The organism is Paenibacillus sp. MAH-35 (assembly GCF_058135425.1).
The window spans coordinates 298,451-315,749 of record NZ_JBYUPU010000001.1 but is presented as its reverse complement, the minus strand read 5'-3'; the positions used below and the strand labels follow the sequence as shown (position 1 = coordinate 315,749).

Below are 17,299 nucleotides of genomic sequence, written 5' to 3'. Positions count from 1 at the left end.
TATCGGAATAGGGCGTGCTGCACGCTTCCCCTATTGTGCTCCAATTTCAAGAAACCCAACATCAAATTGGATATTTTCTGCAAGAAGCTCGTATTTGTTTTCACGGTTAGCGCAGCGGCTTAGTAATGTTAGATGGACAGACATGAAACACCCGGCTGCCGCATACGTTGTTAGTATCGTTTTGGGCCTTTTCTCCCTGATTCGGCGTCGCAAGACGTTTTTCTTTGGAAATCGGCAGTTTTACACCTTAGCGGCGAGAGGATGAATGGACATGTGCGGAATAACGGGATGGATCGACTGGCGTAAAGACTTGACCCAATTTCCGTCCGTGCTCGTGAATATGACGGAAACGATGGCACTTCGCGGTCCGGATGCGTCCGGCACGTGGCTTTCCCGGCATTGCGCGCTCGGACACCGCAGATTAAGCGTGATGGACCCGGAGAACGGCGCCCAGCCGATGACCCGGACGAGAGGGGACACCGGCTATACGATCGTATATAACGGGGAGCTCTACAATGCGATCGAGCTTCGCAAAGAGCTGGAACAGCGGGGACACTCGTTCTCGACGAACTGCGATACGGAAGTGCTGCTGGTGTCGTACATCGAATGGGGGCGCGCGTGCCTGGACCGGCTGAACGGCATATTCGCCTTCGCCGTATGGAACGATACGGAGCAAACGCTTTTTCTGGCCCGGGACCGGCTCGGCGTGAAGCCGCTTTTTTACGCCGTGCGGGACGGCATGCTGCTGTTCGGCTCGGAGCCCAAGGCGATTCTTGCGCACCCCGATTTTCCCGCGGAGGTCGACCGCGAAGGGCTCGCGGAGCTGTTCATCATCGGCCCGGCGCGAACGCCCGGACACGGCATCTACAAACATATGGCGGAGCTGAAGCCCGGCCAGTGCATGACTGTGGAGCGCAGCGGCATCTCGGCCAGAACGTACTGGAAGCTGGAGAGCAAGCCCCACGAGGAAGATGTCGAGACGACAGCCTCGCACATTCGCGAACTGCTGATCGACACCGTAGAGCGTCAGCTTGTATCCGATGTGCCGGTATGCACGCTCCTGTCCGGCGGTCTCGACTCCAGCGCCTTGACGGCGATCGCTGCCGAGTATTATAACCGGACCGGTCAAGGGATCGTGGACACGTATTCGGTCGATTATGTCGACAACGACAAACATTTCAAGGCAAATGTATTCCAGCCGAACTCCGACGCCCCGTGGATTCAGCGGATGGTCCGGCATCTGGGAACCCGGCACCATGACGTGACCTTCGATACGCCGGAGCTTGTAGAGTCGCTGGAGGATGCGCTTCGGGCGCGCGATCTGCCCGGGATGACCGATGTGGACGGATCGCTTTATTTATTTTGCCGGGAGATCAAAAAAGGCGCGACGGTCGCCATCTCGGGCGAAGCCGCCGACGAAATATTCGGCGGTTATCCGTGGTTCCACCGCGAGGAATCGCTAAATGCGGATACGTTCCCGTGGTCGCTGTCCGCCGGCATCCGCACCGGGCTGCTGTCGGATGAAACGGCCGACTGGCTGCGGCCCCGCGACTATTTGGATCAGCGGTACCGGCAGGCGCTCGAAGAAGTGCCCCATCTCGCCGGTGAGGAAGATACGGCCCGCCGGATGAGGGAGATGTCGTACTTGAATATTACCCGGTTCATGCCGACTCTGCTCGACCGCAAAGACCGGATGAGCATGGCTGTCGGCCTCGAAGTACGCGTCCCCTTCTGCGATCACCGGCTGGTGGAATACATGTGGAACGTCCCGTGGGAAATCAAGTCGGCGGGCGACCGCGAGAAAGGGATTTTGCGCAAGGCGCTTAAAGGCCTCTTGCCCGACGACGTGCTGACCCGCAAAAAAAGCCCGTATCCGAAAACACACAACCCGAACTATTTGGCGGCGACCCGCAGCCGGGTGCTGCAAATCTTGAACGATCCTTCCTCGCCTGTGCTGCAGTTTCTCGACACCGATCATCTCCGCCGTCTGGCCGCACCGGAGACGGCGACGATGGATCTGCCCTGGTTCGGCCAATTGATGTCCGGTCCGCAGCTGTTCGCTTATATCGGCCAAATCGATTCCTGGCTGCGCGAATACAAGGTGTCGATCCGCTGAGTTCCGGTGCAGCCTTCTGCGCAGGAAAGGAACAGAATTCGCAAAAGAACAGCCATACGAAAAAGGAAGAGAGCCTTCGACCGCCCTCTTCCTTTTGTCTGTTTGCCGGTTCACTTCCGCGACCGGCTTTCTTCCCGGTATTGTCCGGGCGTTACGCCTTCGGCTTTGCGGAAATAACGGATAAAGTTGGCCGAGCTGTTGTATTTCAGCTTGTCGGCGATTTCCGCCACTTTCATCTCCGTCTCGGCGAGCCAGCGCTTCGCCGTCTGCAGCCTGACCTGCATGACGTAATCGCTGAAGCTCATTCCCGTCTCGCGGCGGAACACTTTGGCGATATAGCTGCTGCTGTAATTCATCCGGCTCGCGCACGACTCCAGCGTCAGTTCCATGTCGCATTCGTTCTCGATCATCGCGATCACTTCGCGGGAGATGCTTCTGTAGCGGGTTTTGCGCTGCTGTTCGAACGTTATGACGGCCGGCTCGATGACGGCCTGCAGCAGCCATTGCTCGATCTCCGCCGCCGTGCGCAGCCCAAGCAGCTCATGGAACGGCGAGCGCCCTTCCGGACCCGGCAGCCGCTCCGCCTCCGCCCCTCCGCCATCCTGCACGACGCGCAGCAGCTCGGTCAGCAGCCTGACGTATGACATGGAATAATCGTGATGCGTCCAGTCGTTGGCGAACACGGCCCTCCCGAACTCGGCGAGCGCCGGTCCGATCCGCTCCCGGTCGGCCATCTTGACCGCATCGACGACCGCCTGCTCCAGCTGGGCCGGATAGTTGAAGCGGAGCCTGCGGTCTGGTTCCGGCTCCGCTTCCTCGATAAACAACACGGCCTCGTCGCCAAGCTTCATCCGGTACTTGAGCGCCTCCGCCGCCTCCTTGAATGCGGTCCGGGCGCAGCCGAGCTGCTCGTGCCTACGGCTGATGCCGATGCTCGTCTTAACACGCAAGTAACGCTTCACTTCCTGCTGAATGCCAAGCGCCAGCTCGTAGGTCTGTCGCTTCAGCAGCGCCTCGTCGCCCGCTTCGCAGCCGACGATCGTAATCTGCGAACGATCCGATACGACGGGCAGCAGTCTCGTCTTCGCCGGTATGAGGTCAGTCACCATATTGTTAATCGCAAACATGATCAGATCGCGGTCGTTGTCTCCGTATCGCGAACGGTCGTAGGAATCGATCTGCAGGACGAGCACAATATACGACGTCCACGTCCGCGCATGCTCGAACAAAGCGAGCTTCTCCTTAAGCTCGTCCGGTCCCGGCTCGTTCTGGAGCAGCTTCAGCACGAAAAATTCTTTCAACTGCCTCGACTGGCCCTGCAGCTGCTGAAACAGCTCGGATTGGGCGCTCATCAGGCCGGACAGCCTGGAGCCGATCAGCTCCCATTCGTCCTCCGCCCCCACTCCCTCCGTCTGTCCGCCGGCCGCCGGTCCGGAGGCGCTCTGGACGAGCCTGCGGATCGGGGAATACATTTTCCCCAAGCCCCAGTACGCCAGCGCAAACGCCGTCAGCGCCACCGAACCGCAAAGCGCCACCGTGAACAAGCCGATCTGCTTCGACAATCTGGACATTTCGCCGATCGGCACTACGGATATATACGTCCAGCCGTTATACGGCGAAGTCCGGTACGTCACCTCGACTTCGCCGTCCGGCGTGCCGCTCGTATAGTGGCCTTCGTCCTGCTCTCCGGCGAGCGGGCTCAGCAGGCGGCCGAAGGGGAGCGTCTCGAAAGGCCGGCCGTGCGCCGCCCGGTCGCCTCCCGCCAGCACCTTGCCCTTCTTGTCGAGCACGAGGACCGTGCCGCCGAAGCGGATCTGGCCGATCAGCTTCTCGAATTCGTATACGGGAATGGCGATCGTAAGCAGCCCTTGCGGTGATTGGGCATACACCGGAATTTTTTTGACCAGGCGAATCCGCTCTCCCTCGTCGATCCAATACGAAGTCTGCGGGGCAGCGGCATACTCGGCCCATGGGTCGGCCAACCGGTCGAACCGCGACAGTCCTCCGGCGTCGATCATCCAGTTATGGTTCAGGTCGATCAGCTTTATATCGTGAATGCCCCATTCGTGAGCTTGCAGCTGGTTCATGCCGGTAAGCAGATTGTTCACGATTTTGAAATCGTTCGGCGACAAGCTGACGTCCAGCGCTTCGGTTACGAGCGGAAGCCCGGTATATTGTACGGCTGACGCATCGGTCATGCGCAGCACCTGTTCGACCTTCGATTCAATCTGCAGAAGAAGCTGGCCGTTGCTGTCGCGGACGCGCTGCTGCAGCATATCCGAAGCCTTGTAGTAGGAAAATATCCCCATAACGGTTACCGGCACCGTTACGAGCAGCAGGCTGAACGCTATCAGACGAACTAAAAACCGGGATGAACGCTTTTTTCTCACGGGCGCTTACGACCTCCGGATACACGGTTGTTACTTGTCATTATAACACGCAAGCGCCAGGCCGCAGCCTGAGCGCTCGCAAAAATGACATATATCCGCGGTTACGCCTGCAACGCTTCGTATTTGCCGAAGGGCAGCAGCACCGGAGGATGGAACGAAACCGCCGCGTTCGTCAGCGACACCGGCACCGGCGTCCGCAGCACTACGACCGGTCCCTTGATGTACACGATTTCGTACGAAGCCGGAGCGCCCGCGATCGCCAGAACGTCGCCGACGCGCAGCAGGCTCGCATTGTTCACCGTCAAGCCGGCCGTGCCGGAAGCGACCGTGCCGGTTACTCCCGTCAGCGTCCCGAACGTACCGCCGGTCGTCGCCCGGTACCCGTAGAACGAATCCGGAGCGGGCGGCCCGTCCGGGACGATCGTATCGCCCGCGGCGACCGTTAGTTTTCCCGAAGTAAGAGGGACGCTGTCCACGTAACGGATGGCATGCTTGTCCCCGGTATCGATGCCGGGCGACTGGATGCTGGAGCGATAGCCGCCCTGCTTGCTCCAGACCGTATTGTCGCGGATCGTCACCTCCTTCATCGCCGTACCGAACGTATAAAACGACTGATGGCCCTGCATCGTATCGAACGTGTCGGAGATATGATTGCCGACGACACTGACCCGCTCCAGGTTGCCGACGAGGAATACGGCGGCGCAATAATCGCGGATGCCGTGCTGGTATATGCCGGAGTTCGCGATCACATTGTCGCGCACCGCGATATTGACGAACCGGTTCGGCTGATTGTGCAGCCCGACTTTGATGCCGGCGACCGGCGCGTTCGTAATCACGTTATGGGAGACGAGCACATTGGCCATATTACCTCTAGGCGTGATGCCGATCGCATAATTGACCGAATCGATGAGCGTCGCCCGCTGGACCGGCTCCATCTGGAACTTGATCGTATTGCCCGCCACTAGCAGCGTGTCGTAATCGCCGTCGAGCACCCGGTTCGGCGACAGGTCGAGTACGGTGCTTACGCCGCTGCATTCCCGCTCCGCATGCTCAGCGTTGGCCAGCGAGATCGTATTGTTCGTAATGTTGACATTGTGCAGCGTCTTGCCGGTTATCGACCAGAGACGGACGCCGTGCGCGGCTTTGCTGAACGTATTGCCGGTTACGGTAATGTCCGAATTGTCCCGCGTAACGGCCGTATTTTGGCTTTGGCTGACGACGTTGACGCCCGTTACGTATCCTTCGCTCACATTGTTCGCAATGACGGCCAGGCCGTTGTGCGTCTCGATCGCGCCATATGCTTTTTCGGCGATTTCCGCCAGGAAAACGTTGCCGAGCGCGGCGTGGTTTTCGCAATTGAAATAAACGGCGGAATTGTCATAGTTGGCCTGGCCCCGGGCGCGCACGAACCGGAAGAAGCAGTCGCGTACGACCGCGAACTTGGAGCCGTCCCCATTAAGCGTAACGGCATTGATTCCGCAGATGGAGACGAAGCGGACATTGTCTACAATAACGTGCTGGAACCGGTAGATCGCAATGGCGTATTGTCTGGAGCCGTTGTCCGCGACAGTAACGTTGCAGGTCGTATTGTTGCTCGCGTTCTGATCGATCGTCAAGTTGCTGATCGACACGTTTTCGATATACGTATTGTTCGTCGCCGGCCCGAAGATCGTCTCGTAATCGCCGGCATTGTTCTTCACCCGGATAACCGCGGCGTGGCTGCCCGTCAGGCGGATGCCGCTGTGCAGCACGATCCGCGTCGTTCGCGTAGGCGACACGATATACGTCCCCGCCGGAAAAAAAACGATCGGCTTCTCAGCAGCCGTATTCGCGAAATTGATCGCCTGCTGGATCGCCTGCGTGTCGTCCTTGACGCCGTTGCCGAGCGCCCCGAACCATTTGACGTTCACCATCGGAAACAGCTCCGCCAGCTTCCTGTTCACATTCGTCAGCAGCCCCTCCGGTACGTTGCCTCTGCCAAACACGCTCTCCAGCAAGTCGGCCGCATTGTCCCGCGAAGCGGCCTCCGCGACGCCGCCCGACATCCACGATCCGGCGGCCAGCGCGCCGGCCGCTCCCATCGAGACGAGCAGCTTGCGCCGGCTCATTGCCTTGTCCATCCCGGCTGCTGCCGGCCGATTGTCCTTGTTCATTCCTACCATCCTCCTTGGCGATTGACGGCAGGTTTCTCTCCGCTTGCAGTCTCCGGTCCCGGGTAAAGCGCTCCGGCCAGTCGGCCCGGCCGGTTTCTCTATTATTTCTGCTTCGCCCTCTCCAGGAAGGAGGCGATTTCTTTCGACAGATCGTCACCGACGCGTTTCTTCCATTGTTCGCCGGTCGCGCGGAACGCCGCTTCGTCGATTTGACCAAGAATATATTTGTCCCTCGCGTCGGTGATGACATTCCCCATGCTCGCTTCCTTGTTGATCAGCTCCTGGGGCGGGATAAACGATTCAATTACGCTCGCGACCCCGTTTTTCTCGTTTTCTTTCCACAGCCGCTTGTATTTCTTGACCATCTCGTGATCGGAAGGCCACTCCACGACCGCCGGCTGTACGCGCAAATGAGCCAGCTCCGCCGCCTGATCCTTAAACAGCTGCTCGTTGATGTAGACCGGAATGCCGTTCTCCAGCTTGTAATGAACACCCTCGACGCCCCAGGCCGCCAGCATAAGCACTTTCGAATCCAGCGCTTTATCGAAGTAGGCGAGCGCTTTGCGCAGCTCCTGCTCGGTTTTGACGCTGCTTTTCGGAAACATGATCATCCCCGCGTGACCCGGGAACGCCATCGTTTTCGCCCCGCCCTTCCCTTCCAGCGTCAGCACGAAATCGAGCTTCGCCTCCGGAAACAGCTTGTACAGATCGGGATGCCGGTTGTAGGCGTCGTCCAGCACGCCGACGTACATGCCCGCCTTGCCCAGATTGAAGCTGTCGTACAGCTTCAGCCCTTTCAAAGTGACGTAATCCGGGTTGATCAGCTTCTCCGCGTACATGTTGCGCAGCAGGCTAACCGCTTCCCCGTACTCGGGCGTCATATGCATCGCAACCGGTTTCCCGTCGCGGACGCCCCAGCCGTTCACGCCGCCTTGGGCAATTCCGAACATACGCACCATCGCGTCGATATTGTCGCTGGTCGTCGTCAGGCCGAACGTGTCGTGTTTGCCGTTGCCGTCCGGATCGCCGAGCGTGAACGCCTTGGCGATGTCGTAGATGTCCTGCACGGTCCGCGGGGGCTGGAGCCCGAGCTTGTCGAGCCAGTCCTTGCGGTAGATGAAGCCCGTGCGCACGAACGGTCTCGCCCGGAAAATGCCGTACGTTTTACCGTCGATGGACGTATGAAACGCGATCGTGTCGTTCCAATACGATTTCAGATTCGGATAATCTGCGATGTACGGGCCGATCTCCCAAAATGCCCCCGCCCGCGCCGCATTTAAAATCGTGGAGCTTTTGGCGTTCAGCACGACGATCGCCTGCGGCAAGTTGCCGGATGCCAGCGTGACGTTCAGCTTATCCTCGTACGTGGCCGAAGGCACGTACGTCACTTGCAGCTTCGTGTTCGTCAGCTCCTGGAGCGCCTGAAACGCCGGATTCGATTCGTTGGCGGCCGGCGGCTGAGCGTTGTAAAACGGCGACATCATTGTCATCCTGAACGGCTCGCCCTCTCCCGCTCCCCCGGCCTCCGCACCCGGCGCCGGGGCCGAACCGCTCCCGCAGCCGGCGAGCAGCGCAGCGGACAGGCCGGCCGCGACCAGCAGCGAGGCTGCGGTTCTGGTGCGGGAACGCTTTTGTCTGCCTTTCATCGGAGAAACATCCCCTTTCTATACGACTCGGACCGGATCTCCCGCCGGTTTGCGGTCTAACCTTTGACCGAGCCGAGCATGACCCCTTTGGCAAAATGCTTCTGCAAGAACGGATAAACGATAAGCACCGGCACGATTGCAACGACGATCACCGCAAATTTGACGCTTTGCGGAGGGACGAGCGCCGCCGTCTCCGCTGCCGCGTTCGGGTCCGCAAACCCGCCCGTGGACAAAATGACGATTTGTCTGAGCCATACCTGGATCGGCCATTTGTTCACATCGTTGATGTACAGAATGGCGGTAAAAAACGAATTCCAGTGGCCGACCGCATAAAACAGGGCGAACGTGGCGATCGCCGGCATCGATAAAGGCACGACGATTTTGCACAAAATTTGCAGATCGTTGCAGCCGTCGATTTTAGCCGATTCCTCGATCCCCTCCGGAAGCTGCTGGAAAAAGTTTTTCAGCAGGATGACGCTGAAGGCGCTGATCGCCCCGGGAAGCCATAGCGACCAGTACGTATCCAGCAGACCGAGCGCCTTGATGACGAGAAACGTCGGAATCATGCCGCCGCCGAACAGCAGGGTGAAAATAATCATCAGCATCAGCCAGCTCCGCCCGCGCAAAGCCGTTCTGGACAGCGGATACGCCATCGTGGCGGTAAATGCGAGATTGATCGCAGTGCCGACAACGGTGATAAACATCGTTACAAGCAAGCTGTTGAAAATGATCGGCGTCGAGAAAATGTACCGGTATGCGGCAATCGATAACGTGTCCGGAATCGCTATAAGCTTCTTGACAAGCAGTTCCTCCGATGAGGCAAACGAGCCGGCCAGCACATAAAGAAACGGAGCCAGCGTAGACAAGGCGAACAAAGTGAGGACAGCGTAATTCACAACATCGAACAAGCGGCTTAGCACGGCGCGGTTGCGAATCATCTCAGTACACCCCTTCCTCCCCCATTCGTTTGGCCAGCTTGTTCGCAGCCATGACGAGGATCAGGCCAACCACGGACTTGAACAGCCCTACCGCCGTGCTGTAGCTGAACTGCCCTTGCTGCACGCCGACCGTGTAGACGTAAGTATCGAACACTTCCCCGACGTCGCGGTTGATGGAATGAAGCATCAGGAAAATTTGCTCGAACCCGCTGTCGAGAAAATGACCGAGCCGTAAAATCAGCAAGATGACGATCGTCGTCTTCAGCGCCGGCATCGTAATGTTCCATAGCTGCTGCCAGCGGTTCGCCCCGTCGATGCGGGCGGCTTCGTACAGCTGGGGGTCGACCCCGGCCAGAGCGGCCAGAAAAATGATCGTGCCCCAGCCGGTTTCCTTCCAGACGACCTGGGACGTAATGAGCGAACGGAACCAGTCCGTCCTGATCAAAAAATGGATTTTCTCCAGCCCCACCGACGCGAGCAGTTCGTTGACCAGCCCCCCTTCGGCCGACAATAATACGTACACGATGCCGACAACGACGACCCATGAGATAAAGTGTGGAATATATACGATCGTCTGCACCGTCCGCTTGAACAGTTCCTGCCGCACTTCGTTCAGCATCAGCGCAAACAGAATCGGCAGCGGGAAAAAAAACAGCAAATTGTATAGCGCAAGCAAAATCGTATTGCGGAACAGCTTCCAAAACCACGGATCGGTAAAAAACGTCTCGAAATGTTTGAAGCCGACCCATCTGCTGCCCGCCACGCCGGAGAACGGCTGGTAATCCTGGAAGGCAATCAGCACGCCGAACATCGGGGCGTACTTAAAGATAAGAAAATACAGCACCCCGGGAACGAGCAGCATATATAGCCACCGGTCCCGTCTCAGATCGCGAAGGAGCCGCATGCCGTACGCCGTCTTCGCGTTCCCGGACACCGCTTGCGCCGGTAGCCCTGGCATCGTTGTCCACCCGCTTTCGCCAAGATGAAGGTTATGTCCCAACGTTACCGGAGGGCGGCCGTTTCCGTCTATATTCATTTGCGGCTTTTTCCCGCTTCCCTTGGCCGGACAAGCGTTTTACGAATCGGAGCATTCCTGAACGGGCACGGAATATTCTTCGGAGGCACAACAAATTCCCCCGAAGCGGGATGAGAATACGAGTACGAATGCGAGTACGGATGCGAGTACGAATGCGAATACAAATGCGAACAAGCTTTATCGCATTGTTCGATCCCGGCAGCGGGCCGCTCCTTCCTTCCGGTTGCCTCGCCGATCCGGAGAAGCAGGCTTTTGCCGCATCGCCCGGTTCAACCAAAAAAAAGACCGCTCCCGCCGGAACTTACATCCGGACAAAGCGATCTCGGTTTCGCAATTACGTGCTCCGCAGCTTACAGCCGCATCGTGCCCATCGGGGCGTGTCCCATCTTCATCGAGATTCGTCCCGCCTTCTCGATCAACAACGCGGACAGCTCGTCCAGCCGCTCGTTCAGCTTCATTTTGGACAGCGGTCCGGATATGCTGATGCCGGCGGCCACTCTGCCTGTCCGGTCCAGCACGGGAGCGGCGATGCAAGCCCGGCCGAGCGCCAGCTCCTCCATCTCCACCGCATACCCCGACTTGCGGATATCCTCCAGCGCAGCGACGGCGTCGTCGATCTGAACGATCGTTTTCTCGGTATACCGGGCCAGCGGAGCTTCGCCAAGCAGCTGGCGCGCCTCTTCCTCGGGAAGAAAAGCAAGCAGCGCCTTGCCGATCGCCGTACAGTGAAGCGGATTGCGCCGGCCGACAAACGTATACATGCGCGGGGAGTCGTAGCTGTCGACATGGGCCAAATAAAAGACGGTCCCGTTGTCGAGGATCGCCAGGTTGGCGTCGATGCCGGTTTTCCGCTCGATTTCGTACAGCTCCGGCAGCGCCTGCTTGCGGATCTCATAATGATTAAGCGCAATGCCACCAAGCGTGACGATCTCCGGTCCGAGCGAATAATAGCCGGTCTGCTCGTTGCGCACGACGTAACCGATCGACACCATCGTAGTGAGCAGCCTCGATACGTTGCTCTGGGTCAAGTTCAGCTTTTTGGAAAAATCGATTACTCTTAATTCCGGCTCGCTGTCGGAGAAGCACGATAAAATCGCCAAAGCCCGCGTGACGCTTTGGGTAAGCATCGCTGTAGATGTTTCGGGTTTCAGAGTTAAATCCCTCCCTCGGATTGCACATTATACAATTTAATTGCAAATGCTATATATCCATTTTATAACCAACCGTTGTAAGATGCAAAGTGATTTGAATGATCATTAATATGAAAAGACCTCCAATTCCACTGTAAAGCGGCTGAGGTTGAGGTCTTTATTCTCAAGTCTGGCATCAAGACCATTGAATAGGTGGAGCTGGAACGACGCAAAAAGCTAAACTCCCTTCACATAAAGAAATCTCACTTGAACGAAAGATTTCAATGGCATTTGAATGCATGCAATGATTGCTTTAAATATAACGATTTGGGAACATGAACTTGACAGTCCCGGCCATTCTTTGCAGATGTGGAAAACACCCAAACGACATCTGTCATTCACCTTTTGGTTGAATTAGTGATGGTCTGACCCCGTTATGAACCGGAAAAAGCCGACGAATAAGGATTTACGTTTTCTCTATAGTTCCGAAAATGGTAGAATTGCTACAAATGTTCTTGCGGGGGTGTCTGGATTGACTGGAGTTCCGAAGCCAAAAAAGAAATACGACGCAAAACGCCCAACTCGGGATGAGTTTGTGTTGGAAGAGCTCGCGAACCAATTAAACGAAGCGAAGTCTGAAAGTTCAGAAGTGTTATTGACGGTTTGGGGTATGGAACTGCCTGTTCGTGGTCGAATTGAAAATATGGACTCTCGTACTGGTAAAGTGCACATCCAAAAGAATGGTGAAACTACAAAAGTTGCATTCATGGATATTATGAAGGTCGAGACCAGAGGAATAGACTCGGAAAGTGAATGAGTTGGGCAGAATACACGTCTCAGGGGGGAAATGAGACCGGTCCAACACACGGCGGTAGTTAAAAATGCTCCCCGTCCGGAAAGAGGATGAACCGCCTCGGCTGAAGTGTATGCGGGTAAACACCAGTCCACTCACCAGCTTGTCCAGCCATAAATCCGGCTTAAACGAGCGCAAAACTCATAAAACGACTCGATCGTCGGATTCGAGTACGCTTCGAATCCGGCGATGTGATCGTCCAGGTAAAGACCGTTATTCTGAGCGTCTACCCCATATTGCGTTTTCCCCGAGAAATTGGCGGTCCGCTCGCTGCCGTCCATCGTCCAGCCGTTCCCGTGATTGCATATAAGCAGGGGATGCCGTCTGCCGTCAGGCTTATAGCCTGGCGGGGTCCGCACGAAGCACCAGTCGTTGCCCCCCCGCCGAACCGATAGATCCGAAGCAAACTTCCGGAACGAAGCCGCTTCTCCGTTACCCCTTCCACGCCTCGTCCTCCTCTTCTATGTGTGCTCGTGCACAAGCGCCGGCTCTCAGCTCTCGTATACGGTGCTCGCTGCATGACAGACGGATCGGATTTCACTCGGCTTCGGGCCGAAGATCACCCGTCCGCACTGCGCTTGGACCCATTAAAATGGCCAACCCTGTTCCGGCAAGCTGCAAGCGCCCTCTATTCGGATCGCGGAAAAATAGACGGAAAACGTATCATCGCTTTCCTGTTTCTTCCCCGGTTCCACAAGGCGCCGAACGGACTTGCAAACAGGCGCTTCATGACTGGGCGCCTCCGGCCGCGATCGTATTAGACCGCCCAACTGCAGCTTCGGCTTCCGCAGCGGCCTCGACTTCCGCTTCGGCGACATATCGCATAATCGTCTCGTACATCCGGGCCGCCTCTCCGCTCTTCGAAGCCGGTAAAGATGGCAGCGGGCGTCTGGGCTCCCCGCATTCGATCCCGCGCAGCCGGATCAACTGCTTGATCGCGCCGAACAAGCCGAGTTCGCGCATATCGGTAATGATTCCGTTCACCCGGAACTGCCAGCGCTGAGCGTCCTGAAGACGGCCTTGCCGGATGTGCGATTCGATCCCAGAAACAGCTCCGGCATCACTCCGTACGTCCCCCCGATCCCGCCGTCGGCGCCATGACGCGTCCGGCCAAATATTGCTGATCCGGGCCGTTCATCACGATGAACTCGTCGCCGCCGCTTGCCTTGAACTGCTGCAGCTCGTACGTGCTGAACACGGTCACTTTCATCCCGACCAGCCGATCCGATCCGGGGCAGCCTCCCGAAGGTCGCGAACCAACCGCGGCGTCACCTGAAACCCGGTCGCACCCGGGATATGATAAATCAGAAACGGCAGATCCGCGCTGTTTATCGCTTCCAGCCAGTAATCCTTCACCGCCTGCTCGGTGTAGGCATAATAAAACAAGGCACGGACGAAATCGCGTCGGCCCCCGCCCGCTCGGCATGGCGCGCCAGCTCGGCGCTGTCCTTCGTCGTCATCGCCCCGGTATGGGCGGTAACGGTAATACGTCCGCCATTCTCGGCCGCAACGGCCTCCAGTACCCTTTTGCGCTCCTCTACCGTCTGCAGCAGCCCTTCACCCGTTCCGCCGCCGACATAGACGCCTTGAACGCCTTTATCGATTAAAAAACGGGTCAAATGTTTGACCGCCGCTTCGTCAATCTCCCCAAACTCGTCATAACAGGAGTTCATCGCAACATGAACCCCCGAAAACTTGCTACGCAGCGCTAACTCTCCCATCTTCCGCAGCCTCCCCTTGTGTGTCTGATGACACTTTCAGACTCATTATAGATGAACAAGACGTATATAACAATATATTTTCATATTATGATATTTAATTTCTTAATTTGAAATTTATAAACCTGTTTACCTCCATTCTTTAGATGAAAGAAGGAAGTGTCATTTCACATTGCGAGTCTTATCCAGTCACATACGTGAGGAGGCCTGGAAACCTAACACTTCCGCCGCTTCCGTAAAGCATAGTGTTTGTCCAATCATTGGGGTATATGGGTGCAGGGGGACGGATGCCGGGTGCGAGCCCGCTGCCGCTGTCACCGGCCAGCAGCCTTCCATTTGTGGCTTACACGTCACTTACAAAAGGCGGGTTCCCTGCCGCCGGCGCCGGACGGAGCCCTGAGCGCGAGCCTGCTCCACTCCATACAAACAAACTCCCTGACCGCCAAGACGGTCAGGGAGTTTGGCCTCACTTACCGAGCAACTGTGCATCGGGCACAGCTTGCCGGCAATGATTTTTTTCGCGATACGGTATTACCCCTTCAGCAGCTCCTGAAGCTTGCGCAGCGCGGCAGCGCGGTGGCTGATCCCGTTTTTGGCTTCCATCGGCATCTGGCTCATCGTCTGACCGGCATCCGGCACGTAGAAAAGCGGATCGTACCCAAAGCCGCCCTCGCCGAGCGGCCTGTCCACAATAACGCCGGCGCATTCGCCCTCCACCGTTTGCTCAGGGGCATCCGGGTCGTACAGCGCCAGTACGCAGACGAACCGCGCCGGACTCAACAGCCGGACTTCTTCGCCGGCGACGGAAGCTGGCTCCGGCACGATCGCGCCTTCTTCTACAAGCCGGTTCAGCTCCTGCAGCAGCTTGGCGTTATTGTCGCTATCCGCCGCGCCTTCTCCGGCATAACGCGCCGAGTATACGCCGGGAGCGCCGTTCAGCGCATCGACGCACAATCCCGAATCGTCGGCGAGAACCGGCAGGCCGAACGCTTCGGAGATGACTTTGGCCTTTTTGCGCGCATTCGCCTCGAACGTCTCTCCGTCTTCTACGATATCCGGGGCATCCGGAAAATCGTTCAGACTGCGCACCTGAATGCCCAGCGGTTCAAACAAGCTGGCGAATTCCCGCGTTTTCCCGCTATTCCGGGTCGCGACGACGATCTCTTTATTTAGAGCCCGCATTCGCTTCAGCCCCCACGACGGAGACGATCGGCCCAAGCGTCTCCTTTTGCTTCGTTATCATTGCCTGGATGCCCGTCTCGGCTGCGGCCAGCAGCTCGTTCAGCTCATCGCGCGAAAACGGCGAATCCTCACCCGTTCCCTGCACCTCGACAAATTTGCCCTGTCCGGTCATCACGACATTCATATCGACCTTCGCTTGCGAATCCTCTTCATAATTCAGATCGAGGCATGTCCGATTTTTGACGATCCCTACGCTGACCGAAGCAAGGTAGTCGGTAATCGGCGATTTGCTCAGCTTCTGGTTCTGCATCAGCTTATGGATCGCATAGCACAGCGCCACGAACGAACCTGTAATCGAAGTCGTCCGCGTCCCCCCGTCTGCCTGAATAACGTCGCAGTCGAGCATAATCGTGCGTTCCCCGAGCGCCTCCAGATTAATGACCGAGCGGAGCGCACGGCCGATCAGGCGCTGAATCTCCATCGTCCGTCCGCCGACCTTGCCCTTGGCCGATTCGCGCTGGTTGCGCACTTGCGTCGCCCTCGGCAGCATCGAATACTCGGCCGTGATCCAGCCTCGGCCCTGTCCTTTCATAAACGGCGGCACCTTCTCCTCGATCGTCGCCGTACAGATCACCTTCGTATCGCCCACTTCGATCAGAACGGAGCCTTCCGCATGCTTGATATAATTAGGCGTAATCTTTACCGCTCGCGTCTCATCGTATTGTCTTCCGTCGCCTCTCATGTCTTGCACCCCTGTCTAATCTATTTCCCGCTATAGCATTCGTTAAAGTCCGCCGGCACTTTCGCCGCAAAGACTACCTCATTTTACCAAATACCGCTTTGAAAAGAAACCAAGAATACAAACGATCCCCGCGGGCAAGGCGGAAGCTGTCGCGGCTTCGCTTACGCCTGCCCGGGGGACCGGTAGCTACATCTTGATCGCGTTGACGCCGGTTGGCCGGGAAACCGGCTTGCTGTAGTTCTGGTTGTCGGTCGTCGTGACTTTGACGTCGTCGTTCACTTTAATTTGTACCTTAGCATCCCCGGCCGCTTCGGTCAAGGACAAGACGACCGATTGCAGCGCTTCTCCGGGAGCTTTCCGGTCCGGACCGAGCAGCGTGTCGGTAAAGTTGACCGTAATGATGCCGTCCTTGGACTCGATTTTGGGAAGCTCGACCGTCGATGCCATAACCGAGGATAAAGCGGATTTCTGCAGCGGACCGGCGATCAGCTGCTCCAGCGTCGCTTTCGCCTTGTCGTCGGTAAGCTTCACCATCCGCGTCACCGGCACATAGTAAGGTTCCTGATTATCCATTTGCCCGAGGAAATACAGCGTAACCGGCGTAGACTGCCCGAACTCGGCGCCCTCCGCACGCTCGACGTTGATCCCCATCGCCCGGCTTAAAGCGCCATTGATCGGCAGGCCGCCGAGCGGCATCTGCTTCAGCTCCTTGCCCTCCACCCAGATCCGCACTTCCTGTACGTTCGAATAACCGGTTAGCGCCCAAGTGACCGCTTCCAGCAGTTTTCTTTCGTCAACTGCGCTATAGGTAGTAAATTCTTTGGAGAAATCGACCGTCGCTACCTTGGTTTCCGGGTTGATATCGAGCCCTTTGATCGTGGTCCCCTTGGGCAGCAGCCCTGTAAATCCGGCCGGTACGACTCCGATGCCGGCGCCGTCGACCATATACTCGAGCGTTTTGCGGGCGACCGCGTCGGTCGTAGGAACCTGAACCGTTACCGGAGCGACGAAATTGTTCCTGTCTTTCATATACAAAGTAACCGCAACACCTTTCTGCTGCACGCCCCCATTCACAGGAAGCGATGTAACATTCGGCGTCTCTGCCGCTCCCCCGGTACCGGTCGCGCTCTGCGGCGGATCGATCGGCTGGCTTTCCTTTGACTTCAGCAGCGAGCAGCCTGACGTCAAGAGAACGGTAACACCGGCGACGGCGACCCATGTCGTCCACTTTGTTCGTCTCATATGGAATCCTCCTCTTTGGCCTTGTACTACTATGTATACGAGCTCCCGGAAATTTCATGACCAGTTTTTGTCCAATTGCGGGTACGGGCCATTCGGGTCTCATGAAACGGGAAACGTTGGGCAACAATGTAAAAGTGGCCATATGAGTACGAT

General features: G+C 57.3%; 14 protein-coding genes and 1 pseudogene. 2 read left to right on the top strand and 13 right to left on the bottom strand.

Going from position 1 to position 17,299, the window contains the following annotated elements:
* The first annotated feature begins 271 nt into the window (after positions 1 to 271).
* Entirely contained in the window at positions 272 to 2,116 is a 1,845-nt protein-coding gene (gene asnB, locus AC3Y2E_RS01285; protein WP_379206336.1) for an asparagine synthase (glutamine-hydrolyzing), read from the top strand.
* 110 nt (positions 2,117 to 2,226) lie between these two features.
* On the opposite strand, the gene AC3Y2E_RS01280 is transcribed toward asnB, so the two are convergent.
* From AC3Y2E_RS01280 to AC3Y2E_RS01255, 6 genes are all read right to left on the bottom strand, one after another.
* Positions 2,227 to 4,506, bottom strand: a complete 2,280-nt coding sequence (locus AC3Y2E_RS01280) for a helix-turn-helix domain-containing protein (protein WP_379206334.1) — start codon at positions 4,504 to 4,506, stop codon at positions 2,227 to 2,229.
* Positions 4,507 to 4,607: 101 nt separating this feature from the next.
* The gene (locus tag AC3Y2E_RS01275; protein ID WP_379206331.1) at positions 4,608 to 6,659 is read right to left on the bottom strand and encodes a right-handed parallel beta-helix repeat-containing protein; all 2,052 of its coding nucleotides are present in this window, start codon (positions 6,657 to 6,659) and stop codon (positions 4,608 to 4,610) included.
* Between the two features lie 101 nt (positions 6,660 to 6,760).
* Positions 6,761 to 8,305 carry an extracellular solute-binding protein gene (locus tag AC3Y2E_RS01270; protein ID WP_379206329.1) on the bottom strand — a complete coding sequence of 515 codons (1,545 nt, stop codon included), beginning with the start codon at positions 8,303 to 8,305 and terminating at the stop codon, positions 6,761 to 6,763.
* Positions 8,306 to 8,361: 56 nt separating this feature from the next.
* A complete protein-coding gene (locus tag AC3Y2E_RS01265; RefSeq protein WP_379206327.1) occupies positions 8,362 to 9,243 on the bottom strand; it encodes a carbohydrate ABC transporter permease in 882 nt (293 codons plus the stop codon).
* 1 nt (position 9,244) lies between these two features.
* Complete coding sequence (locus AC3Y2E_RS01260) at positions 9,245 to 10,201, bottom strand: ABC transporter permease (RefSeq protein ID WP_379206325.1); 957 nt, start codon at positions 10,199 to 10,201, stop codon at positions 9,245 to 9,247.
* A gap of 428 nt (positions 10,202 to 10,629) precedes the next feature.
* Positions 10,630 to 11,406 carry an IclR family transcriptional regulator gene (locus AC3Y2E_RS01255; RefSeq protein ID WP_379206323.1) on the bottom strand — a complete coding sequence of 259 codons (777 nt, stop codon included), beginning with the start codon at positions 11,404 to 11,406 and terminating at the stop codon, positions 10,630 to 10,632.
* 535 nt (positions 11,407 to 11,941) lie between these two features.
* Here AC3Y2E_RS01255 and AC3Y2E_RS01250 point away from each other — a divergent pair.
* A complete protein-coding gene (locus tag AC3Y2E_RS01250) occupies positions 11,942 to 12,226 on the top strand; it encodes a YolD-like family protein (protein ID WP_379206530.1) in 285 nt (94 codons plus the stop codon).
* A gap of 131 nt (positions 12,227 to 12,357) precedes the next feature.
* Here AC3Y2E_RS01250 and AC3Y2E_RS01245 read toward each other — a convergent pair whose 3' ends face one another.
* The 7 genes and pseudogenes from AC3Y2E_RS01245 to AC3Y2E_RS01215 form a co-directional block, all read right to left on the bottom strand.
* Positions 12,358 to 12,621, bottom strand: a complete 264-nt coding sequence (locus AC3Y2E_RS01245; RefSeq protein WP_379206320.1) for a hypothetical protein — start codon at positions 12,619 to 12,621, stop codon at positions 12,358 to 12,360.
* 367 nt (positions 12,622 to 12,988) lie between these two features.
* Positions 12,989 to 13,246, bottom strand: coding sequence for a hypothetical protein (locus tag AC3Y2E_RS01240; protein WP_379206318.1), 258 nt, complete (start codon positions 13,244 to 13,246; stop codon positions 12,989 to 12,991).
* A 76-nt stretch (positions 13,247 to 13,322) separates the two neighbouring features.
* A complete protein-coding gene (locus AC3Y2E_RS01235; RefSeq protein WP_379206316.1) occupies positions 13,323 to 13,472 on the bottom strand; it encodes a hypothetical protein in 150 nt (49 codons plus the stop codon).
* Positions 13,469 to 13,935 (bottom strand): annotated as a pseudogene (locus AC3Y2E_RS01230) (dihydrodipicolinate synthase family protein). Before AC3Y2E_RS01230 ends, AC3Y2E_RS01235 begins: the two are co-directional and overlap by 4 nt.
* A 576-nt stretch (positions 13,936 to 14,511) precedes the next feature.
* Positions 14,512 to 15,162, bottom strand: coding sequence for a non-canonical purine NTP pyrophosphatase (locus tag AC3Y2E_RS01225; protein WP_379206313.1), 651 nt, complete (start codon positions 15,160 to 15,162; stop codon positions 14,512 to 14,514).
* On the bottom strand, positions 15,146 to 15,904 hold the full coding sequence (gene rph, locus AC3Y2E_RS01220) for a ribonuclease PH (RefSeq protein ID WP_190924498.1): 759 nt from the start codon (positions 15,902 to 15,904) through the stop codon (positions 15,146 to 15,148). Before rph ends, AC3Y2E_RS01225 begins: the two co-directional genes overlap by 17 nt.
* Before the next feature lie 186 nt (positions 15,905 to 16,090).
* Positions 16,091 to 17,146 carry a GerMN domain-containing protein gene (locus tag AC3Y2E_RS01215; RefSeq protein WP_379206310.1) on the bottom strand — a complete coding sequence of 352 codons (1,056 nt, stop codon included), beginning with the start codon at positions 17,144 to 17,146 and terminating at the stop codon, positions 16,091 to 16,093.
* Positions 17,147 to 17,299 lie beyond the last annotated feature (153 nt).